This is a genomic window from Arthrobacter sp. D2-10 (assembly GCF_054161285.1).
In genome coordinates, this window is the sequence record NZ_CP096431.1 from 1479025 (window position 1) to 1500667 (window position 21643).

19 protein-coding genes are annotated in these 21643 nt (G+C 63.7%); all 19 read left to right on the forward strand.

The window, feature by feature from the left end; all coding sequences use genetic code 11:
* The first annotated feature begins 1 nt into the window (after nucleotide 1).
* The 19 genes from M1D74_RS06895 (at nucleotide 2) to nrdR (ending at nucleotide 21512) form a co-directional block, all read left to right on the forward strand.
* The gene (locus M1D74_RS06895; protein ID WP_309070888.1) at nucleotides 2-1525 is read left to right on the forward strand and encodes a UDP-N-acetylmuramoyl-tripeptide--D-alanyl-D-alanine ligase; all 1524 of its coding nucleotides are present in this window, start codon (nucleotides 2-4) and stop codon (nucleotides 1523-1525) included.
* On the forward strand, nucleotides 1522-2625 hold the full coding sequence (gene mraY / locus M1D74_RS06900) for a phospho-N-acetylmuramoyl-pentapeptide-transferase (RefSeq protein ID WP_309070889.1): 1104 nt from the start codon (nucleotides 1522-1524) through the stop codon (nucleotides 2623-2625). The genes M1D74_RS06895 and mraY overlap by 4 nt, the downstream gene beginning before the upstream one ends.
* A complete protein-coding gene (gene murD / locus M1D74_RS06905) occupies nucleotides 2607-4175 on the forward strand; it encodes a UDP-N-acetylmuramoyl-L-alanine--D-glutamate ligase (protein WP_458116942.1) in 1569 nt (522 codons plus the stop codon). Before mraY ends, murD begins: the two co-directional genes overlap by 19 nt.
* Nucleotides 4175-5566, forward strand: a complete 1392-nt coding sequence (gene ftsW, locus M1D74_RS06910; protein WP_458116943.1) for a putative lipid II flippase FtsW — start codon at nucleotides 4175-4177, stop codon at nucleotides 5564-5566. The genes murD and ftsW overlap by 1 nt, the downstream gene beginning before the upstream one ends.
* A complete protein-coding gene (gene murG / locus M1D74_RS06915; RefSeq protein WP_309072792.1) occupies nucleotides 5563-6699 on the forward strand; it encodes an undecaprenyldiphospho-muramoylpentapeptide beta-N-acetylglucosaminyltransferase in 1137 nt (378 codons plus the stop codon). Before ftsW ends, murG begins: the two co-directional genes overlap by 4 nt.
* A complete protein-coding gene (gene murC / locus M1D74_RS06920) occupies nucleotides 6696-8099 on the forward strand; it encodes a UDP-N-acetylmuramate--L-alanine ligase (RefSeq protein ID WP_309123701.1) in 1404 nt (467 codons plus the stop codon). The genes murG and murC overlap by 4 nt, the downstream gene beginning before the upstream one ends.
* Nucleotides 8096-9052, forward strand: coding sequence for a cell division protein FtsQ/DivIB (locus tag M1D74_RS06925; RefSeq protein WP_458116944.1), 957 nt, complete (start codon nucleotides 8096-8098; stop codon nucleotides 9050-9052). The genes murC and M1D74_RS06925 overlap by 4 nt, the downstream gene beginning before the upstream one ends.
* A 181-nt stretch (nucleotides 9053-9233) precedes the next feature.
* The gene (gene ftsZ / locus M1D74_RS06930; protein ID WP_309072829.1) at nucleotides 9234-10430 is read left to right on the forward strand and encodes a cell division protein FtsZ; all 1197 of its coding nucleotides are present in this window, start codon (nucleotides 9234-9236) and stop codon (nucleotides 10428-10430) included.
* Nucleotides 10431-10433: 3 nt separating this feature from the next.
* Nucleotides 10434-11150 (forward strand): polyphenol oxidase family protein, encoded by a 717-nt coding sequence (locus M1D74_RS06935; RefSeq protein WP_309072828.1) that lies wholly within the window; start codon nucleotides 10434-10436, stop codon nucleotides 11148-11150.
* Complete coding sequence (locus M1D74_RS06940; protein ID WP_458116945.1) at nucleotides 11143-11892, forward strand: YggS family pyridoxal phosphate-dependent enzyme; 750 nt, start codon at nucleotides 11143-11145, stop codon at nucleotides 11890-11892. The genes M1D74_RS06935 and M1D74_RS06940 overlap by 8 nt, the downstream gene beginning before the upstream one ends.
* An 87-nt stretch (nucleotides 11893-11979) precedes the next feature.
* Nucleotides 11980-12492 (forward strand): cell division protein SepF, encoded by a 513-nt coding sequence (locus M1D74_RS06945; protein ID WP_309072164.1) that lies wholly within the window; start codon nucleotides 11980-11982, stop codon nucleotides 12490-12492.
* A gap of 57 nt (nucleotides 12493-12549) precedes the next feature.
* The gene (locus M1D74_RS06950) at nucleotides 12550-12843 is read left to right on the forward strand and encodes a YggT family protein (RefSeq protein WP_309072165.1); all 294 of its coding nucleotides are present in this window, start codon (nucleotides 12550-12552) and stop codon (nucleotides 12841-12843) included.
* Nucleotides 12844-12996: 153 nt separating this feature from the next.
* The gene (locus tag M1D74_RS06955) at nucleotides 12997-13653 is read left to right on the forward strand and encodes a DivIVA domain-containing protein (RefSeq protein WP_309072166.1); all 657 of its coding nucleotides are present in this window, start codon (nucleotides 12997-12999) and stop codon (nucleotides 13651-13653) included.
* 115 nt (nucleotides 13654-13768) lie between these two features.
* Nucleotides 13769-14371, forward strand: coding sequence for a signal peptidase II (gene lspA / locus M1D74_RS06960; protein ID WP_309072167.1), 603 nt, complete (start codon nucleotides 13769-13771; stop codon nucleotides 14369-14371).
* Nucleotides 14355-15290, forward strand: coding sequence for an RluA family pseudouridine synthase (locus M1D74_RS06965; RefSeq protein WP_458116946.1), 936 nt, complete (start codon nucleotides 14355-14357; stop codon nucleotides 15288-15290). Before lspA ends, M1D74_RS06965 begins: the two co-directional genes overlap by 17 nt.
* Before the next feature lie 118 nt (nucleotides 15291-15408).
* Nucleotides 15409-18885, forward strand: a complete 3477-nt coding sequence (gene dnaE, locus M1D74_RS06970) for a DNA polymerase III subunit alpha (RefSeq protein ID WP_458117155.1) — start codon at nucleotides 15409-15411, stop codon at nucleotides 18883-18885.
* A gap of 31 nt (nucleotides 18886-18916) precedes the next feature.
* The gene (locus M1D74_RS06975; RefSeq protein ID WP_458116947.1) at nucleotides 18917-19429 is read left to right on the forward strand and encodes a hypothetical protein; all 513 of its coding nucleotides are present in this window, start codon (nucleotides 18917-18919) and stop codon (nucleotides 19427-19429) included.
* A gap of 58 nt (nucleotides 19430-19487) precedes the next feature.
* Nucleotides 19488-20840, forward strand: a complete 1353-nt coding sequence (hisD, locus tag M1D74_RS06980) for a histidinol dehydrogenase (RefSeq protein ID WP_458116948.1) — start codon at nucleotides 19488-19490, stop codon at nucleotides 20838-20840.
* A 171-nt stretch (nucleotides 20841-21011) separates the two neighbouring features.
* Nucleotides 21012-21512, forward strand: coding sequence for a transcriptional regulator NrdR (gene nrdR / locus M1D74_RS06985; RefSeq protein WP_309072172.1), 501 nt, complete (start codon nucleotides 21012-21014; stop codon nucleotides 21510-21512).
* Nucleotides 21513-21643 lie beyond the last annotated feature (131 nt).

Genomic DNA, 21643 nt, shown 5'->3' on the forward strand with positions numbered 1-21643 from the left:
CATGATTGAATTCAGCGCAGCCGACATCGCGGCAGTAACGGGCGGGACGCTCTCGGAGTCCGCCCAGAAGGCTCCGTCCCTCGTCGTCCGTTCAGCGACCACGGATTCCAGGGAGAGCCGCCCCGGCGGTCTCTTCATCGCCAAACCCGGTGAGGCCACCGACGGTCACCACTTTGTCGCCAGTGCTTTCGCCAACGGGGCGGTTCTCGCCCTCGTGGAGCGGATCGTCCCCAACGACGACGGCATTGACTTCCCTGCCGTCTTGGTGCCGGATGCGGTCGAGGCCATGGGCAAGCTGGCTGCCGAAGCAGTGCGCCGCCTCCGCGCCCACTCACCGCTGACGGTGATCGGCATCACCGGTTCGGCGGGCAAGACCACCACCAAGGACGTACTGGCGCAGATCCTGCGCGAAGAGGGCACCACCGTCGCTCCGATCGGGTCGTACAACGGTGAGATCGGCGTTCCGCTCACGATCTTCTCGGCCGAGTACGGCACCCGCTACCTGGTCATCGAGATGGGGGCGACCGGCGTCGGGCACATCGAATATCTCACGTCCATGGTCAAGCCCGACATCGGGATAGTTCTGTGCGTGGGCTCGGCTCATGCGGGGGAATTCGGTGGCGTCGAGAAAATCGCCCAGGCCAAGGGAGAACTGCCCAGGTCGCTTGCTGCCGACGGTGTGGCCATCCTCAATGGAGACGACGCCCGGGTATCAGCGATGGCCGAGCAGACGCAGGCACGAATACTCTTCTTTTCCGAAGACCCAACGTTCGACCGTCCCGGCAGCGGCACGGTCCGGGCCGAGAACGTGTCGCTCTCGGTCGAAGGCAACCCCTGCTTCACCCTGGTTCTTCCTGACGGGAGCAGGCATGAGGTGCGGCCGCTCCTGATCGGACGGCATCACGTTGCCAACCTCCTCGCGGCCGCCTCCGCTGCCCACACACTTGGAATCCCGGGCGAGCGGATCGCGTCCGGGCTATGCAACGCGCGTGCCGTCAGCCGTTGGCGCATGGAGCGCACCGACCGCCCGGACGGCGTAACCGTCATCAACGACGCGTACAACGCCAACCCTGAATCCATGCGCGCCGCCCTTGCCACGCTCGCCGAACTTGGTCGTGGACGACGCACCTGGGCAGTACTGGGTGAGATGCTCGAACTGGGGGAAGACTCCGTCACGGCACACGATGCCCTCGGGCGCGTGGCGGTGCGGTTGAACATCTCCAAGCTGCTCGTTGTCGGAGAAGGAGCCAAGGCGCTTCATACGGGTGCTGTGCTGGAAGGATCCTGGGGAGACGAAGCGATTTTCGTGAACGACGTGGCGGAGGCCGAGGCAGTGCTGGCAAGCGAGCTGCAACCCGGGGACCTTGTCCTGGTGAAGTCATCCAATGGCGCCGGGCTACGTCATCTGGGCGATCGGCTAGCATTGGCCACGGAATCGCCGACGGCGGTGCCCGCATCTGACCAGGGGACACAGGTTGAGTCGAGTGAATCCGGTCCAACGAACCCAGGGGGACCCTCGCTGTGATCTCGCTGTTGATTGCCTCCGCGTCAGCCCTTGTGCTGGCGCTGGTGGGTACGCCCCTTTTCATCAGGCTTCTCGTGCGCAAGAGTTACGGGCAGTTCATCCGCGACGACGGTCCCACGGCTCACCACACCAAGCGCGGTACGCCCACCATGGGCGGTACCGTCATCGTGGGCTCGGTGGTGTTGTCGTACTTCGCCACCCATCTGATCATGAGCGCTGCGGGGGACTCCCAGGGGCCAACGGTCTCCGGACTTCTGCTGCTGATGGTGACAGTGGGCATGGGCGTGGTCGGATTCTTCGACGACTACATCAAGATCTCCAAACAGCGCAGCCTCGGCCTCAGCGCGCCGGCGAAGATCATCGGTCAGACCCTCGTCGGTGTGGTTTTCGCCATCCTCGCCCTGAACTTCCCCGACGAGAACGGCCGCACGCCGGCATCGACGGCCATCTCGTTTGTCCGCGATACGGCTTTCGATCTGGCCTTCGCAGGTTCCCTGATAGGGGCAATCCTGTTCGTTCTCTGGTCGAACCTCATCATCACCGCAGCCACCAACGGCGTGAACCTGGCTGACGGCCTGGATGGACTGGCGAGCGGCGCTGCGGTCTTTGTCTTCGGCGCGTACATGCTCATGAGCATCTGGCAGTTCAACCAGCGCTGCGCGTCGCCGGATGTTCCCGCCAACATCTGTTATGAGGTTCGCGATCCGCTGGACCTCGCGTTGATTGCAGGCGCCATGTGCGGTGCCTTGGTCGGCTTCCTCTGGTGGAACACATCGCCCGCCAAGATCTTCATGGGTGACACAGGGTCGCTCGCAATCGGTGGGGCCATTGCCGGCTTCGCAATCCTCTCGCGTACTCAGCTCCTGCTCGTCATCATGGCCGGACTGTTCGTGATGATCACCCTGTCCGTCATCATCCAGGTTGGATTTTTCAAGCTGTCAGGCGGCAAGCGGGTTTTCAAAATGGCACCCCTCCAGCACCACTTTGAGCTCAAGGGCTGGCAGGAAGTAACGGTGGTTGTGCGCTTCTGGATCCTCGCCGGGCTCTTCGTCGCCGTGGCTCTCGGTATTTTCTATGCTGAATGGGTCGTGCTGCTGTGAGCGAGGCAGGAACATCGAACCGCCTTGAGGGGCTGACTTCCTGGGACGCTGACTGGGCAGGGCTCAGGGTGCTGGTAACAGGCATCGGGCTGTCGGGATTCTCTGCAGCGGACACCCTCATCGAACTTGGGGCTCGCGTTGTGGTCTGTGACGCTACCGACTCCGAGGAGACTCAGGCGAAGGCGGACACGCTACGCATTGTCGGAGCAGTGGACGTGCTGCTCGGCCCGGCTACGGCCCAATCGCTTCCGCTCATCGACGGCGAGGCGCCCGAGCTCGTGGTTACCTCCCCGGGCTGGAGTCCAGCGCAGCCGCTGCTTGCAGCCGCTGCAGCAGACGGGATCCCCATTTGGGGTGACGTGGAACTCGCGTGGAGGGTGCGGGAGCGGGCAGGACGTCCCACCGCCGAATGGCTGACCATCACCGGAACCAACGGCAAGACCACCACAGTCACGCTCGCCGAGTCCATGCTCCGTGCAGCGGGCCTGCGCGCCATTGCCGCAGGAAACGTCGGAACTCCGCTGCTCGACGCCATCCGGGATCCGCAGGGTTACGACGTGATCGCCGTCGAACTCTCCAGCTTCCAACTGCACTGGAGTTACACCCTTGCCCCGCTGGCAAGTGTCTGCCTCAACCTCGCAGAAGACCACGTCGACTGGCACGGCGGTTTCGAGGCCTATCGGGCAGACAAGGCGAAGATCTACGAAAACACCCGGGTGGCCTGCGTCTACAACGTCGAATCTCCAGCCACCGAGCGGATGGTCGAGGAAGCCGACGTTCAGGAAGGCTGCCGTGCCATCGGTTTCACCACGAATACTCCGTCCATCAGCATGCTCGGCGTCGTGGATGGCCTGCTCGTTGACCGGGCCTACATCGAACAGCGCAAGGATTCGGCGGCGGAGCTGGCGGCCGTGGCTGACCTCGGTGAGGTGGCCCCGCGGCACCTTGTCGCCAACGCTCTGGCGGCCGCTGCCCTGGTGCGGGCAGCAGGAGTGCCGGCGGGGGCGGTACGCGACGGGATCCGTAATTACCAGCCCTCCGGGCATCGTATCGAGCTGGTCGCAGCCCGGGACGGTGTGCTCTGGATCAACGACTCCAAGGCGACCAATCCGCATGCGGCGCACGCCGCCCTGTCCTCCTTCCACAGTGTTGTCTGGATCGCGGGCGGACTCTCGAAGGGCGTGGACTACAACGACCTGGTTCGCGACAACGCCGGCCGGTTCAAGGCCGCAGTGCTTATCGGAAGGGACAGCACGGATCTCGCGGCCGCTCTCCACCGACACGCTCCGGATGTTCCGGTGATAAACCTTGCCACGGGTCACACTGGTAAGGACGAGTTGCCGTCCCAATCGAGTCCAGATGGCGTCCAGGTCATGCGCGCCGCAGTCACCGAGGCACTGCGCATCGCTGCGGATGGCGATACTGTGCTCATGGCTCCGGCGGCCGCGTCGATGGACCAGTTTCCTTCCTACGCTCACCGCGGGGCCGCCTTCATCGAGGCAGTTCGCGGGATTGTGGAGGGGCAGGGATTCACCGCTAAGGAGTTGTAATGGTCAGCACGCCCACCCGGCATCCGCGCCGGAAGCCGGCGGTGCGACAGCACTCCAGCTCAAGCCGGAACACCTCCGGGAGCAGGCCCGACAACCTCATCTCTCAGGACGCTTCGCCCACTGTCGCGACGGCGGTCGGTCCACCACGCAGGGGCGTTCGAAGCGCCTTCGTCCGTCTGTGGCTTTTCCTCGAAGGGTCGGACCGTCAGACCAGCGGATCCAGTTACTACATGATCCTCGGAGCCACGCTGGCACTGACGGCCATCGGGCTCATGATGGTGCTGTCGGCGTCGTCGGTGGAAACCATCGCGAAAGCCGCCGCCGAGGGCGAGCAGGTGAGCAACGGGATTACCGCCTTCGATCTCTTCCTCAAGCAGGGGATGTGGGCGGTGGGCGGCATCATCCTGATGTTCATTCTGTCGCGGTTCGGCCCGCGAATGTACAAGGCGCTTGCCTGGCCCGGGTTAGGCGTCGCAGCGGTCCTGCTCGTCCTGGTGCTGGTGATCGGCCAGGAGATCAATGGGAACCGGAACTGGATCCAGGTCGGCGGATTCACGATGCAGCCCTCAGAACCTGCAAAGCTTGCGCTTGCGCTGTGGTGTGCAACGGTGCTGGAGCGGAAACGCGGGTTGATCAGGAGTTGGAAGCACGCACTGGTGCCCGTCCTGTTTCCGTTCGGGGGCCTGATCGTCGGTCTGGTCATGCTTGGCGGAGACCTGGGCACGGCGATCATCCTCGGCATGATCCTCGCCGCCGCCCTGTTCTTTGCCGGAGCGCCGATGAAGATGTTTACCATCGCCGGGCTCGTGGGGATCGCCGGCGCCTTCGGAGCGATCCTGCTTAACAGCACTCGAAGTACACGTATCCAGGCCTGGCTGCGCTTGAACTGCGACACCGCAACAGACCCTTGCTTCCAGTCCAACCAGGGTCTGTTCGCCCTCGCCTCCGGTGGCTGGTGGGGTGTGGGTATCGGCCAGAGCAGGCAGAAGTGGAACTGGATCCCGGAAGCCCACAACGACTTCATCTTCGCCATCATCGGTGAGGAGTTCGGACTGATCGGCACCCTCGTGGTGATCGCGCTGTTCGGCATCCTTGCGGTGGCCACCCTGCGGGTGGCGCGGCGTTATACCGATCCTTTTGTACGTATCCTCATGGCTTCCATCCTCGTATGGCTGATAGGGCAGGCCTTCGTGAACATCGGTATGGTCACCGGGGTGCTGCCGGTCATCGGTGTTCCGCTGCCGTTCATCTCCTATGGTGGTTCCGCACTCACCTTCACCCTTGCCGCCGTCGGCCTGCTGCTTGCTTTCGCCCGGCGGATGCCGCCGCCCGCGGCGAGCGACGCTGAAGGCGTCACGAAACCCGAATCCGACTCCGGGATCCGCAAATGAAAGATCAAGAGACTCCATTGACTGAAGACGCCACCCTGTCGGTCGTCCTTGCCGGCGGGGGTACCGCCGGGCACATCAGCCCCCTGCTCGCAATCGCCCGTGCCCTCGTCACCGCAAGCCCGAACGCCCGCGTTGTCGCCGTCGGTACGGCTGCCGGCATGGAGACGCGACTGGTGCCGGCCGCAGGATTCCGCCTCGAAACCATCGAGCGCGTTCCGATGCCCCGCCGTCCGGGCATCGACCTGCTGAAGCTTCCGGTTCGTCTGGTCCGGGCCGTGCAACAGGCGCTGAAAATCGTCGACGCCGCGCGGGCCGACGTCGTCGTGGGTGTGGGTGGATACGTGTCCACGCCCCTCTACCTTGCAGCGAGGATCCGCCGCGTCCCGGTGGTCATCCACGAGGCGAACGCGCACCCAGGGCTGGCCAACCGGTTGGGGGCGCGCATCGCACACACTGTCGCGGTGGCGTTCAAAGGCACAGGCCTGCCGGGCGAGCAGTGGGTTGGAATGCCGATGCGGCCGGAAATCTCGACACTTGACCGCGCTGCACAGCGCGCAGAAGCACGTGCGGAGCTCGGCCTGGACCCTGTCCGCCCCACGCTGATCGTTACCGGCGGGTCTTCGGGAGCAGCGAGCATCAACCGCGCAGTCGCTGCCGCCGCGCAGAAGGTAGTTGAAGCGGACAACCGGGTTCAGGTGCTTCACATCACCGGGCGCGGAAAGCAGGTGACCGGGACCGACGGTGCGCTCCTCACCACTGGGAACTACCGCCAGATCGAGTACGTGGATCGCATGGAGAACGTCTATGCAGCAGCCGACCTGCTGCTGGCGCGCGCAGGGGCCGCGACGGTTTGTGAAGTTGCAGCCGTTGGACTGCCCGCTGTCTTCGTGCCCTTGCCGCACGGCAACGGGGAACAGCGGCGTAATGCCGCGGAACTGGTTGCTGCCGGAGGGGCGCTCATGGTCGAGGACCGGCAGCTGAGTGCTGAATGGCTCCTCTCCGAAGCCCTGCCCCTGGTACAGGACGCCGAGCGACTCGAGAGCATGTCCATGGCCGCTGCGCCGCTCGGCGTGCGGGACGCCGATGAGCGCATGGCGAAGCTGATTATCGATGCTGCCGGAGGCCGCTCATGAGTACTGCTGTTAGGGACCTGGGCCGCGTCCATTTCATTGGGCTGGGTGGAGCCGGAATGTCGGCCGTGGCGCGAGTGCTCCTCGGCCGTGGTGTCGAGGTCTCAGGGTCCGACGCCGCCGACTCACGTGGTCTTCAGGCTCTCGCCGCGCTCGGTGCACGTGTGCACGTCGGCCACGACGGGGCGAATCTGGGAATCGCCGACACCGTCGTTGTGTCCAGCGCAATCCGCGGGTCGAACCCCGAACTCGTGGAGGCGGAAGCCAGGGAACTACGGATCCTTCACCGCTCAGAGGCGCTGGCCGCCGCTATGGACGGACGCGCGGTGGTTGCCGTTGCCGGCACGCACGGCAAGACGACGACGACGGCAATGATCACCGTCATGCTGCAGGCTGCCGGAGCAAATCCGTCCTTCGCGATCGGCGGTGAGGTCGCCGCTTTGGGCGTCAATGCCGAGTGGGCGGACGGGGAGGTGTTCGTCGCCGAAGCGGACGAGTCCGACGGTTCCTTCCTCAATTACCGTCCGCACATCGGCGTGGTCACCAACGTTGAGGCCGATCACCTGGACCACTACGGGTCAGCCGATGCGGTGTACCGCTCTTTTGATCAGTTTGCGGCGTTGCTGCCTGCCGGGGACGGCGTGCTGGTTGCCTGTCATGACGATGACGGAGCTGCCGCACTAGCTGAGCGAACCGCCGCTTCGCGTCGGGTGAGGACGTACGGATACAACGAAGGTGCAGACGTTCGGATCAGTAACACTCGGGCACTGGGCAGTACCTCGAACAGCGTTCTCTCCTTCTCGGTGGATGGACTCGACAGCCAGCAGGAGCTGCAACTTGGGGTCCCCGGCCGGCACAACGTCCTCAATGCTGCCGCTGCTTTCGCTGTGGGACTCGAGCTGGGTGTGGATCCCGCCGCAGCTGCCGCAGGCCTGGCATCCTTCTCCGGTGCAGCGAGACGCTTCGAAGCGAAGGGGGAGTCCGGCGGCGTTCGGGTTTTCGACGACTACGCGCATCATCCCACCGAAGTTGCTGCCGCACTCAGTGCCGCCCGGACTGTCGCGGGGGAGTACCGCGTGCACGTGCTCTTCCAACCGCATTTGTTTTCGCGCACGCAGGAGTTCGCCGAAGAGTTCGCGGCTGCGCTGTCACTTGCCGATTCCGTGCGTGTCCTCGATATCTATGCCGCCCGGGAGGATCCCGTGGAGGGCGTTACCAGCCGGTTGATCAGCGACCGACTGACCGTACCCGGCGGGTACGCTCCGAGCGCCGACGCAGCAATGCAGGACATCGTCGGGTCGGCCAGGAGCGGCGACATCATCCTGACCGTCGGGGCGGGTGACGTAACCCGCTTCGGTCCGCTGTTGGTCGATCTCCTCGCGCGTAAGGAAGACTCCCAGTGACCCCCCGACCTCCGCGCAAGCCTGGACCTGCCCGGCCCCGGCAGCGCCGGTTCTCGACGGATGACACCATCACTGCCGAGAAATCCATCGCTGACGAGAAATCCATCAGTGCCGAGAAGTCCATCACTGCCGAGAAACACGTTCCCGCCCGGCAGATCGACACCCTGCGCGAGGAACGCATCTCGGCATCGAAGGAGGCGCCGGTCGCCCTCCTGGACCGCGAGCTGGATGCCGGCACTGTCATAGCGTTCCCGGAACCGCCGCGACGTAAGCGGAGAAGATGGTGGCTGACTGCCATCATCTCCGCTGTATTGCTCGTCGGCGGTCTGATCGCCTACGTGGTGTTCTCACCTGCGTTGGCCGTACGGACCCTGGAGGTCCAGGGAAACCAATTGGTCCCCGAGGACCAGATAGCTGCGGCGCTTGCCCCGCTCATGGGTATCTCACTGACCCAGATAGGCGACGACGACGTCCGTGCGCTGCTCGCAGACTTCCCACCCATCGAAGATGTGTCAGTGGCCGCCGCGCCGCCTTCCACCCTCAGCGTCACAGTAGTGGAGCGAGTGCCGGTCGCAATCCTGGAGAACGACGGGCGCTTCGTCCTGATCGACTCCGAGGGCAGGCAGCTCAGTAGCGTGCCGGACCGGGAAGCTGTTGCACTCCCGCTGATCGACGGCGGCACGGATGCCGTCAACAGCAAGGTCTTTTCCTCGATCGCGGACGTACTTGCCGCATTGCCTGCGGACATCAGGGGGCGGCTGGTGCATGCTTCCGCGAAGTCAATCGATTCGGTCGAGTTGAAGTTGACGGACGGCAAGACAATCTTCTGGGGGAGCGCGGAGTCGAACAATGAGAAGGCCCGGGTAGTTGCCGCGCTGCTGACCATGAAAGCCCAGGACCCACCGGTGAATGTGTACGACGTCAGCACGCCGTCCCGCCCGGTTACCAGGTGAAGTTTTCCGACACGCGGGAGCGGTCGTTGCATGCCGGAGACCATGCACCTAGCGTCTCAGTAGAAGTTACTTGACATAACATTAACTCTCAAGTTGAAGGTGAATGTTTGTCAGGTCGAAGGTTGGAACCTCCAGCCCACAAGACCCAACCAGCGCACAGATCGAACAAGGGACACAGGACGTGGCAGCACCGCAGAATTACTTGGCCGTCATCAAGGTCGTAGGCATCGGCGGCGGTGGCGTGAACGCCGTCAACCGAATGATCGAGGTCGGCCTGCGCGGCGTGGAGTTCATCGCCATCAACACGGACGCGCAGGCTTTGCTCATGAGCGATGCCGACGTGAAGCTCGACGTCGGCCGTGAGCTCACCCGCGGCCTGGGCGCCGGAGCGGATCCGGAAGTCGGCCGCAAGGCTGCCGAGGATCATGCAGAAGAGATCGAAGAGGTCCTCCGCGGGGCGGACATGGTCTTCGTCACCGCCGGTGAGGGCGGTGGGACGGGTACCGGTGGCGCGCCCGTCGTCGCTCGTATCGCTCGTTCGCTTGGCGCGCTGACCATTGGCGTGGTGACCCGCCCGTTCACCTTCGAAGGGCGCCGTCGGTCAAACCAGGCGGAAACCGGGATCGACACCCTGCGAGACGAAGTGGACACCCTGATTGTCATCCCGAATGACCGTCTGCTCTCGATCAGCGACCGTAACGTGTCAATGCTGGATGCCTTCCGCTCGGCGGATCAGGTGCTGCTCTCCGGCGTCCAGGGCATCACTGACCTCATCACCACACCCGGGCTGATCAACCTCGACTTCGCCGACGTCAAGTCAGTCATGCAGGGTGCAGGGTCAGCCCTGATGGGTATCGGTTCCGCCCGCGGCGAGGACCGCGCTGTGAAGGCCGCCGAGTTGGCTATCGCATCACCGCTCCTCGAAGCGTCAATTGACGGCGCCCATGGCGTGCTGCTCTCCATCCAGGGTGGTTCCGATCTCGGGCTGTTCGAGATCAACGAGGCCGCTCGCCTGGTCCAGGAAGTGGCTCACCCCGAGGCGAACATCATCTTCGGTGCTGTCATTGACGATGCCCTGGGTGATGAAGCGCGTGTCACCGTTATTGCGGCGGGCTTCGACCAGGTGGATGCCACCTCGCAGCCTGCCCCGGCTGCCAAGCCCGCGTCTGCTCCCGCCATCGGACGGGAGTCAGCCCCTGCTCCGCAGACCGTGGCAGCGGGAGCGGGCTACGGCGCTTGGTCGCAGCATTCGGCTAACGGACGGCGCAATGATGTTCCCGGAGATGCCGGTTTCGATGTGGACCTGCCTGCGGTCGTGGAGCCTGATTACTCCACCGGGCGCTCGGATGACCTGGACGTTCCGGACTTCCTGAAGTAAGCGGTGTTCTTCCGGACCTTTGATGCAGCACCCGGCATCCGGGTTGCCTTCACCGATCGAGGAGCGGGTAATCTCGCTCCTCGGGTCGGCGGTGACCCGGGTGCCGCTGCTGTTTCCAGGCGGGCTCTTGAGGCCGAAATCGGCGTCGCTCCTGGTGCTCTGCACTTCATGACCCAGACTCACTCAACGGTTATCGCTGAGGCTGGGTACAGTCCCGCGCCGGAGGCAGACGCACTGGTAAGTCCTGCAGGTACCAACGCCCTCGCCGTGCTGGTCGCAGACTGTGTACCGGTGGTACTGGTCGGCCGCGGTCCACACGGCGAAGCAGCGACAGCTGTGGCGCATGCCGGGCGTAAGGGCGTAGAGGGAAACATTGTCGGGTTGACAGTCGAAGAGCTTCGTCGGCGTGGGGCAGGCTCGATCGCCGCATGGATCGGACCGTCCGTCTGCGGGCGGTGCTACGAAGTTCCAGCGGAGATGCGCGACTCGGTTGCGCGGGAGGTGCCCTCGACTTCCAGTATCACAAGCTGGGGCACGCCTGCCCTCGACCTGCCGGCCGGAGTTCGCGGGCAGCTCGAAGCGGCGGGAGCTGAGGTGCGCGAACCCGGCAGGGATGCCACGTGGTGCACCCTCGAGAACGAGCAACTGTTCTCACACCGCGCGGTCGCACAGGGTCGGCCGGTTGGCCGACTTGCAGGGCTGGTGTGGCCTCATGGCTGAGACATCGGACAGACGCTCGGAACTCGAATCCAACCTGCGGCGGGTCAACGATCGTATCGAGAGCGCGACCGTTGCCTGCGGCAGAACGGACCGGCCAACGCTGATCGTGGTGACCAAGTTCTTCCCGCCCGAGGATGTCGTGCTGCTGTCCGAGCTTGGAGTCCTGGACGTCGGCGAGAACCGGGACCAGGAGGCAGCCGCTAAAGCGCTAGCAGTCGCTGACCCGCGGCTACACTGGCACTTCATTGGCCAGCTGCAGACAAACAAGGCCCGATCCGTGGTCAACTATGCGCACTCGGTACACTCCGTCGATCGCCTTTCGCTGGTTGACGCACTTGAGAAGGCGATGGTCCGGCGTGCTGAACTCTTGGACCCGTCACCGCAGCATGCTTCGGGTGCCCCACCTTCTCTGCTGGACTGCTATGTGCAGGTGAACCTGTCCGGGGATGATGCCGGGCGTGGGGGAGCCCCCCCTTCTGCCGTGCTCGATGTCGCCGCACGGATTGACGACGCCGTTCATTTGAGGCTGGCAGGCGTCATGGCGGTCGCGCCGCTTGGGGTAGACGCACGCCGCGCCTTCAGCCGGCTGGCCGGGATCTCAGCGGACGTCGTCGCGCGCTATCCCCAGGCGACGGGCATCTCGGCCGGTATGAGCGGGGACCTTGAACAGGCGATCGAGGCAGGTGCGACACACCTGCGAGTCGGCTCAGATGTCCTCGGTGCTCGCCCTCCCTTGGGGTAGCGTCAAAGCTGTAACCGCGGGCGTCAAGGGGGCGTCCTGGACCATCATGCCTGATGGATGCATGACAAAGGAATGACAGGAGCTACCATGGCTGGCGCACTGCGCAAGACAATGATCTACCTTGGGCTCGCCGACGGTGACGAGCACTATGAACCCGAGCCCAAGACATCTCACAGGAATGAGGACTACTCCGTGGACTACGACCGTGACGAGCGCCATGTGGAGGCTGCGCCGGTGACCAAAGCGGCTCCCGAGGAGTACCGCGCCCCGGTTACTCCCATCAAGCGTGCACAGTCCGCCCGTGAGGATTCCTCATCGCTCCGCCAGATCACCACGGTGCACCCGCGCTCGTACAACGACGCGAAGATCATCGGTGAGAGCTTCCGTGACGGCATTCCCGTCATCATGAACGTCACCGACATGGGCGAGGCTGACGCCAAGCGCCTCGTTGACTTCTCCGCCGGTCTTGTCTTTGGACTCCATGGCTCGATCGAGCGTGTCACCAACAAGGTTTTCCTGTTGTCACCCTCCTACATTGAGGTCCTAGGCGAAGACCAGAAGGCCAGTGACGGCCAGGCGAGTTTCTTCAATCAAAGCTGACGGGGTTTACTGGTATTCATAACTATTCCGTTCATGCCAGAGGACTGTGACTGACACGTGAGCTTGGTCTTCGCCCTGCTTTACCTGGTGCTGATGCTGTTCCAGCTCGCGCTTATCATCCGTATCGTGTACGACGCCGTTCAGATGTTCGCACGCAGCTGGCGCCCCCGCCGGCTCGCGCTGGTTCTCGCCTCGATGGTGTATGCGGTTACAGACCCGCCTATCCGCCTCTTCCGCCGGCTCATTCCTCCACTGCGGTTGGGCGGCGTGTCGTTGGATCTGGCTTTCATCGTGGTGTTTCTGGGAGCGACTATTCTCAAAGCCGTTGCAGGTTCGCTTGCACTGGCTTAATCCGGTTCGTTTTCGAGACCTAAAAGATATACGCTGACTCACATATTGGTGTGAAGCAGGAGGATCAACCTCCACAAGCACGTCCACAATTCAGTACCGTTGTCAGGTCTGCTCGACAGGCGGCTTCGACTAAATCCACTATGAGGTGACCAGATGGCCCTGACGCCAGAAGATGTTGTCAACAAGCGGTTCCAGCCCACCAAGTTCCGCGAGGGCTACGACCAGGACGAGGTAGACGACTTCCTCGATGAGATCGTCGTCGAACTGCGCCGGTTGAACCAGGAGAACGACGACCTTCGCCGCCAGCTTTCGGAAGTGTCCACGGGCACGTCGCAGAACGCTGCGGTCCCTGCTCCCGTGGCCGCCAGCACCAAGACCGAAGAGGTCCGCGAGGAGGAAAAGCCCGAGGAGCCCAAGGTCGAAGCGCCGAAGGTAGAAGAGCGTCCCGCTCCTCAGCCCGTCGCCGCTGCCGCCCCGGTTCAGCACGGCAACACCGCGGAGTCCGCAGCCGGTGTCCTCGCAATGGCACAGAAGCTTCATGACGAATACGTCAACGCCGGCGTTGAGCAGCGCGACAAGATCATCGCCGAAGCCCAGATCGAGGCCAGCGGCCTGGTCAACGATGCTCAGGACAAGAGCCGTAAGATTCTCGGCGCCCTCGAGCAGCAGAAGGCTGTGCTGGAGCGCAAGGTCGAGCAGCTTCGCAGCTTCGAGCGGGATTACCGTTCCCGCCTCAAGGCATACATCGAAGGCCAGCTTCGCGACCTCGACTCCCGCGGTTCCGTTGCATCGGAAACCGCTGACGTCTAAGTCACCGCACGCTTCAGAGGCCAGTTGCCGGTTTATCCGGCGACTGGCCTCTGACGTACTCTGGATGTGAGCCCCGCGTCCATCGCCGCCCCCGGCGCGTACAACTGAAAGCACCATGACCGAGCATCCCCAAGCCTCAGGCCACGAATCAGGCCGTACGCACCGCAAGCACGGCAAAAGGATCGGAGCACGCTACGCGCTGCTGTTGATTGCCTTCGCGCTTGTCGCTTACATCATCGATCAGCTGACCAAGATGTGGGTCGTGTCCACCATGGTTGAAGGGCAGGTTACCGAAGTTCTGCCACCTGTCCTGAGCTGGCACTTCATACGCAACTCCGGCGCGGCATTCTCGATCGGAACGGGAATCACCTGGGTCTTCACGATCATCCAGGCCCTGGTCTCCATCGCCATCATCACGCAGATTCGCAAGGTCGCTTCGAAAGGCTGGGCTGTAGCGCTCGGCCTGGTTCTCGGAGGTGCGCTCGGCAACCTCACGGACCGCCTGTTCCGCGAACCGGCTTTCGGGCAGGGACATGTCGTTGATTTCATTGCTTTGCCGAACTTCGCCATCTTCAATATCGCCGATACCGCCGTCGTGAGCGGTGTGATCCTCATCTGCCTGCTCACACTTCGGGGCATCGGGCTGGACGGTCGGCGCAGCAACGAAGAACACAAAGAGGTAAGCGATGCCGAGGTCGTCGATGACGAGCGCCCCTAGCACCTACGACGTCCCCGAGTCTTCGGCCGGGCAGCGGTTGGACGCAGTCGTCGCCGGCCTGACGGGGGCCTCACGGTCCACCGCTGCGGCGTGGTGCACGAGTGGTTACGTCACGATGGACGGTGCCCCCGTCCAGAAGTCTGCCCGCGCCGTGGCTGGAAGCCGCATCACCGTCGTCGTGCCTGACGAACCGGACCCACTGCAGATAGTGGCCGAGCCCGTTGAGGGAATGGACATCCTGCTTGATGACGAAGATTTCGTGGTCATCGACAAGCCGGTAGGTGTCGCTGCCCATCCCTCGCCCGGATGGGTCGGACCAACCGTCGTCGGAGCCCTCGCGGGTGCCGGTTACCGGATCTCCACCTCCGGGGCGCCCGAGCGGGTAGGGATTGTTCACCGGCTTGACGTCGGAACCTCAGGCGCAATGGTCGTCGCCAAGAGCGAGCACGCCTACACCGTTCTGAAGCAGGCTTTCCGCGACCGCACTGTCGACAAGCAGTATCACGCCCTCGTCCAGGGCCTGCCGGACCCGCTCGAGGGAACGATCGACGCGCCCATCGGGCGCCATCCGGCACACGACTGGAAGTTCGCCGTGATGGAAGACGGCCGTCCGTCGATCACCCACTACTCGGTGAAAGAAGCCTTTGGAAAGGCGAGCCTGGTCAAAGTTCGCCTCGAAACTGGGCGTACGCACCAGATTCGCGTCCACTTCTCGGCACTTCGGCACCCGTGTGCCGGTGATCTCACCTACGGTGCCGATCCGCGGCTGGCGGCGGAGCTGGGACTCACGCGCCAGTGGCTGCACGCGAGCATGCTGTCCTTCGAGCATCCCCGGAGTGGTGAGCGGGTGGTTGTCGAAAGCGCATTCCCGATGGACCTGCAGTATGCTCTTGACGCCCTCGGCAACGGGACTGTTTGAGATCCGACACCCCCAGCGCAGAGCCGCCCCGATGTTCGGCGCTCGGTAGAATGAGCTGGTGGTTTCTTCAGCTCCGTCCTCCTCCTTCGTCCACCTTCACAACCACACCGAGTATTCGATGCTCGATGGCGCCGCCCGTCTGAACGATCTGTTCAGCCACACCACCGAACTCGGCATGAACGCGCTTGCCACTACGGACCATGGCTTCGTATTCGGCGCATTCGACTTCTGGAACAAGGCACGGAACGCCGGCGTCAAGCCGATCGTCGGCGTCGAGGCATATCTCACGCCGGGAACCGCCCGAGCTGACAAGACCCGCGTCCAGTGGGGCGGCGGCGGGCGCGACGACGTCTCCGGCGCCGGCGCGTATACGCACATGACCCTCTGGTCGGAGACCACGGAGGGGATGCACAACCTCTTCCGCATGTCGTCTCTGGCTTCGCTTGAGGGATACCTCTACAAGCCGCGCATGGACCGGGACCTGCTGCAGACCTACGGCAAGGGGCTGATCGCCACCACCGGCTGCCCCTCCGGGGAGGTGCAGACGAAGCTTCGGCTGGGTCTCTACCGCGAGGCTGTGCAGGCAGCATCAGACTTCCGCGACATCTTCGGCCCGGACAACTTCTTCTGTGAGTTGATGGACCACGGGCTAGATATCGAGCGGAACGTCCAGGCGGACCTCATCAAGCTGGCCCGTGAACTGGGCCTTCCCCTCCTGGCCACCAACGACCTGCACTACACCCACGCAGAAGACGCGAAGGCCCACGCAGCGCTGCTCTGCGTGCAGTCGGGCTCCACCATGGCGGACCCGAAGCGGTTCAAGTTCGACGCCGACGAGTTCTACCTCAAGTCGCCGGCCGAGATGCGCGCAATATTCCGCGACTATCCGGAGGCCTGCGACAACACGCTGCTCATCGCGGAGCGGTGCGACGTCGAGTTCAACACCAGCGCCAACTACATGCCTCGCTTCCCGGTCCCGGAAGGGGAAAACGAGCAGTCCTGGTTCGTCAAGGAAGTGGAGAAGGGGCTTCACTATCGTTACCCGGAGGGCATCCCCGACGACGTCCGCAAGCAGGCGGACTATGAGGTCGGCGTCATCTCCCAGATGGGTTTCCCCGGCTACTTCCTCGTGGTCGCCGACTTCATCAACTGGGCCAAGAACAACGGCATTCGGGTGGGCCCCGGCCGTGGGTCCGGTGCGGGTTCGATGGCGGCGTACGCGATGCGGATCACCGACCTTGACCCGTTGCGTCACGGCCTGATCTTCGAACGCTTCCTCAACCCGGACCGCGTGTCGATGCCTGACTTCGACGTCGACTTCGATGATCGACGCCGGGCGGAAGTGATCCGGTACGTCACCGAGAAGTACGGCGACGAACGCGTGGCAATGATTGTGACCTACGGAACGATCAAGGCCAAGCAGGCACTGAAGGATTCCTCGCGCGTCATGGGCTACCCGTTCTCCATGGGGGAGCGGCTCACCAAAGCAATGCCGCCGGACGTCATGGGTAAGGGCATCGCACTGGCGGACGTCCACAACAAGGACGCCAAGCGCTACTCCGAAGCAGAGGAACTCCGCGAACTGCTGAAGGCCGATGCAGACGCGCAGAAGGTCTTCGAGACCGCGTTGGGCCTTGAGGGCCTGAAGCGGCAGTGGGGCGTGCACGCGGCCGGCGTCATTATGTCCTCCGAACCGCTGATCGACATCATCCCGATCATGCGCCGTGACCAGGACGGCCAGATCATCACGCAGTTCGACTATCCGACCTGTGAGGGCCTCGGCCTGATCAAGATGGACTTCCTCGGTCTGCGAAACCTGACGATCATGACCGACGCGCTGGAGAACATCAAGCTCAACCGGGACTTCGAGCTCGATCTTGAAACCCTCCCGCTCGAGGACAAGGAGTCCTACGAGCTCCTTGCCCGCGGCGATACGTTGGGCGTCTTCCAGCTCGACGGCGGTCCCATGCGCTCCCTCCTGAAACTGATGCGCCCGGACAACTTCGAAGACATCTCTGCTGTCATCGCGCTCTACCGCCCTGGACCCATGGGTGCCAACTCGCACACCAATTACGCACTCCGAAAGACCGGCGTTCAGGAAATCACTCCTATTCACCCGGAGCTGGAGGAGTCTCTTGCGGAGATTCTGAATACCACCTATGGCCTGATCGTGTATCAGGAGCAGGTGATGGCCATCGCCCAGAAGGTCGCCGGATACTCGCTGGGCCAGGCGGACATCCTCCGACGCGCCATGGGCAAGAAGAAGAAGGAAGAGCTGGACAAGCAGTTCGCCGGCTTCTCCCAGGGCATGAAGGACAACGGCTATTCCGACGCCGCCGTCAAGACCCTGTGGGACATCCTCCTGCCGTTCTCGGACTACGCATTCAACAAGGCGCACTCCGCTGCGTACGGTGTGGTCGCATACTGGACCGCGTACCTGAAGGCCCACTACCCCTCCGAGTACATGGCCGCGCTGCTCACCAGCGTGGGCGACGACAAGGACAAGCTCGCGCTGTACCTCAATGAGTGCCGGCGCATGGGCATCACGGTGCTGCCACCCGACGTCAACGAATCCAGCGTGAACTTCACGCCGGTCGGTACGGACATCCGCTTCGGCATGGGAGCCATCCGTAACGTGGGCGCCAATGTGGTGGGGGCCATGGTTGGTGCCCGTGAAGAGAAGGGCGCGTTCGATTCCTTCGCCGACTTCCTGCAGAAGGTTCCCGCAGTGGTCTGCAACAAGCGAACCATCGAATCACTGATCAAGGCCGGTGCCTTCGACTCGCTGGGCCACCCTCGCCGCGCGTTGGCGATGATCCACGAGGAAGCGGTGGATTCCGTCGTCGTACTCAAACGGAACGAGGCTGCCAACCAGTTCGACCTCTTCAGCGCCTTCGACGACCCCGACGCCGGCACCGGCTTGTCGGTCGAGGTTCCGGACCTTCCGGAGTGGGCCAAGAAGGACAAGCTCGCGTTCGAGCGGGACATGCTTGGTCTTTATGTTTCCGATCACCCGCTGAAGGGTCTGGACGCGTTGCTGAGCCAGCATGCGGACTCTGCGATCACCTCAATCATCGGTGAGGACGGCCCGGCCGACGGCGCCATGGTCACCATCGCCGGCATGATCACCTCCCTGCAGCGCCGGATCGCAAAGAACAGCGGGAACGCCTATGCCCGTGCGGAGATTGAGGACCTCGGCGGGTCCATGGAGGTCATGTTCTTCGGCCAGGTGTATGGGCCCATAGCGTCGGTCCTTGAGGAGGACCTCATCGTGGTGGTGCGCGGGCGCCTCCAGCGTCGCGATGACGGCACCGTCACCCTCAACGCGCAGGAACTTTCCGTTCCGGACCTGACGGAGGGACATTCCGGCCCCGTGGTCATCTCGATGCTTCATCACCGCGCCACCGAGCCGGTGATCCACGAACTCGGCTCGGTTCTCAGGCAGCACCGCGGTAACTCCGAAGTGCGCCTTCACGTGCGCAAGGAGCGGCAGCTCTCTGTTCTCTCCCTGCCGGTCGATCTGCGCGTGAACCCGACTCCCGCGCTTTTCGGTGACCTCAAGGTTCTGCTCGGACCGACGTGTCTTGATGCATAAGACGCCCCCGCGCGCCGGTTAGGGTAATCAGATGCACGAATCAGCCGCCGAGCGCGGTACCTATCCACCGCCGGTTTATGCCGGTCCTGCCGCGTCGACGCCGGTACCGCCGTCGTCGTTGCTCTGGTGGGCTGCCGCCATGACTTTGCTCGGCCCGGTGCTGGGCGTCCTGTGGTGGTTTGCCTCGCCCGGCGGCGGCCTCTATGGCGACCGTTCGGAGGCCGAGACCTGGCTGAACCGCGACCTTGTGCTCGGCGGTCTGGAACTGGTGGCCGGCATTGTTGTCGGCTGGTTGCTCACCAACAGGCTGGATCGACCGGGTGCGTGGCAGCGGGTGGTCACGGCTGTCGCGGGAAGCATGCTTGGTTCGGTCCTGGCGGTAGCGGTCGGCCAGGGACTCGGGGTCTTGTTTTCCGGCGGTGAATCCGAATTTCCCTTCGTCCTGCGCTCCCTGGGGGTTGCCGCGATCTGGCCGGCAGCCACCGCGCTGGTTGTCTTTCTGGCCTCATTGCTGGGTCTGCTGCTCATGAAGCCGAAACAGTAAGTGCGGCACCGGGGTCTACTGCGCGGACAGCGGGACCGCCGCCGGTAGAATTGCGGCTGTGACTGCCCAGACCGCCCCTGTTTCCTTTGACGCCTTCCGCACGATCGACCTGCGCGGAACGCATCTCTCCGCGGCCGAGCTTAGGGCGGCAATGCCCCGCAGCACCACGGCGTCGTTCGACTCGGTCGCGTCGCGCGTCGAGGACATCATCACCAGTGTGCGGACGCATGGCTTCGATGCGCTTTCGGAATTGGCGCAGCGCTTCGACGGCGTTGACCAGTTGCATCCGCGGGTGCCTGCCGAAGCCCTCACTGAAGCCCTTCGATCACTCGCCCCTGATGTGCGCGCTGCCCTGGAAGAATCAATTGACCGCGCCCGAACCTTCGCCCAGGCGCAGAAGCCCCAGGACGTCGTCGTCGACATTCGCCCCGGGGCGGCGCTCACCCAGCGCTGGGTGCCGGTGGATCGTGTGGGGCTCTACGTCCCCGGCGGACTCGCGGTCCTCGCCTCGTCCGTCGTCATGAACGTGGTGCCCGCGCAGGCGGCCGGTGTGCAGTCCATCGCGCTGGCATCACCGCCGCACAACGACTTCGGGGGGATGCCGCACCCGGTGATCCTGGCGGCTGCCGAACTGCTCGGCATCCACGAGGTGTACGGCATCGGGGGCGCGCAGGCCATCGCGGCGTTTGCGTACGGGGTGCCGGGGGATGGCAGCAGGGCTGCGATCGAGCCCGTGGATGTCGTCACCGGTCCGGGTAACATCTACGTCGCCACGGCCAAGCGCCTGGTCAAGGGCGTCGTGGGGATCGACGCTGAAGCGGGAACCACGGAGATCGCTGTACTGGCGGACGACACGGCACAGCCGCGACTCGTCGCCGCTGATCTCATCAGCCAGGCAGAGCACGACCCGAATGCTGCATCGGTGCTCATCACCCCCTCCGTGGGGCTTGCCGACGCCGTTCGCACCGAACTTTCGGTGCAGGTTCAGGCCACGCGGCACCGCGAGCGGGTGGAAACGGCGCTGGCAGGGCCGCAGTCCGGAACAATACTTGTTGACGACGTCGAACACGGCATTGCTGTGTGCGATGCCTACGCTGCGGAGCACCTTGAGATCCAGACCGCTCAGGCGCCGGCAGTTGCTGCCCGGATCCGGAACGCGGGTGCAGTGTTCGTGGGGGACTACAGCCCCGTGAGCCTGGGTGACTATTGCGCCGGCTCCAACCACGTCCTTCCAACGGCGGGCACCGCAGCGTTTGCATCGGGATTGAGCGTGTTTACGTTCCTCCGCGCGATGCAGGTGATCGACTACAGTGCTGATGCGCTGCGGGAGGTAAGCGAGCACGTCATCCAGTTGGCACAGGCTGAAGATCTGCCGGGCCACGGCGATGCCGTGAGAGTGCGTTTCCCCTAGCGTGTTGGGCATGGGCCGTCGCCGCCTGACACGGCCAAACCACCACATGTAGTAATAACACTGTTGTAGTTTTACTACATCTAGTCCTAGAATGGATGTCACGGAGGCACTGCGTCCTAGGCGCAGTTCCGTGGCAATGCTGTAGATGCGACGCTGAAACGGAGGGGTGGCATGTACTGTCCGTTCTGCCGCAGTTCCGATTCCCGTGTAGTGGACAGTCGGCTCGCAGATGACGGGTCGGCAATTCGCCGTCGCCGGCAATGTCCGCAGTGTGGCAAGCGCTTCACCACGGTCGAGACCACCAGCCTTTCCGTCATCAAGCGTTCGGGAGTGGCCGAACCGTTCAGTCGCAGCAAAGTGATCAGCGGCGTACGCAAGGCGTGTCAAGGCCGTCCTGTCACAGACGATGACCTCGCGCTTCTCGCTCAGGAGGTCGAAGAGTCAATCCGCGCAAGCGGCGTCGCTGAGATCGATGCCCACGAGATTGGCCTCGCAATTCTCGGTCCTTTACAGAAGCTGGACCAGGTAGCCTACCTTCGCTTCGCGAGCGTTTATCAGGGCTTCGAATCGCTCGAGGATTTCGAGAAAGCAATCGAGAAACTCCGGGTCGAAGCTGCGGCCACCAAAATGAAAGTTCCCGCGGGCACCCAGCGGCCGCTCACGGCCACCTAATCTCCGGTGGTGGCTGCGGAGGGGAAGCCGACGCCACCACCGGCACCAAACGTCAGGTCCGGATTTCCGGAACCTGGCTCGTTATTCATCGTCCGCCTCTTAACGGCGTAGCCGTCACGGGAACAGCGCTG

Excerpts from the sequence above, each read along its gene's own strand:
- M1D74_RS06895 (WP_309070888.1), top strand. The coding sequence starts at position 2 with ATGATTGAATTCAGCGCAGCCGACATCGCGGCAGTAACGGGCGGGACG.
- murD (WP_458116942.1), top strand. The coding sequence starts at position 2,607 with ATGGGTCGTGCTGCTGTGAGCGAGGCAGGAACATCGAACCGCCTTGAG.
- ftsW (WP_458116943.1), top strand. The coding sequence starts at position 4,175 with ATGGTCAGCACGCCCACCCGGCATCCGCGCCGGAAGCCGGCGGTGCGA.
- murG (WP_309072792.1), top strand. The coding sequence starts at position 5,563 with ATGAAAGATCAAGAGACTCCATTGACTGAAGACGCCACCCTGTCGGTC.
- murC (WP_309123701.1), top strand. The coding sequence starts at position 6,696 with ATGAGTACTGCTGTTAGGGACCTGGGCCGCGTCCATTTCATTGGGCTG.
- M1D74_RS06940 (WP_458116945.1), top strand. The coding sequence starts at position 11,143 with ATGGCTGAGACATCGGACAGACGCTCGGAACTCGAATCCAACCTGCGG.
- M1D74_RS06945 (WP_309072164.1), top strand. The coding sequence starts at position 11,980 with ATGGCTGGCGCACTGCGCAAGACAATGATCTACCTTGGGCTCGCCGAC.
- M1D74_RS06955 (WP_309072166.1), top strand. The coding sequence starts at position 12,997 with ATGGCCCTGACGCCAGAAGATGTTGTCAACAAGCGGTTCCAGCCCACC.
- lspA (WP_309072167.1), top strand. The coding sequence starts at position 13,769 with ATGACCGAGCATCCCCAAGCCTCAGGCCACGAATCAGGCCGTACGCAC.
- M1D74_RS06965 (WP_458116946.1), top strand. The coding sequence starts at position 14,355 with ATGACGAGCGCCCCTAGCACCTACGACGTCCCCGAGTCTTCGGCCGGG.
- dnaE (WP_458117155.1), top strand. The coding sequence starts at position 15,409 with ATGCTCGATGGCGCCGCCCGTCTGAACGATCTGTTCAGCCACACCACC.
- M1D74_RS06975 (WP_458116947.1), top strand. The coding sequence starts at position 18,917 with ATGCACGAATCAGCCGCCGAGCGCGGTACCTATCCACCGCCGGTTTAT.
- nrdR (WP_309072172.1), top strand. The coding sequence starts at position 21,012 with ATGTACTGTCCGTTCTGCCGCAGTTCCGATTCCCGTGTAGTGGACAGT.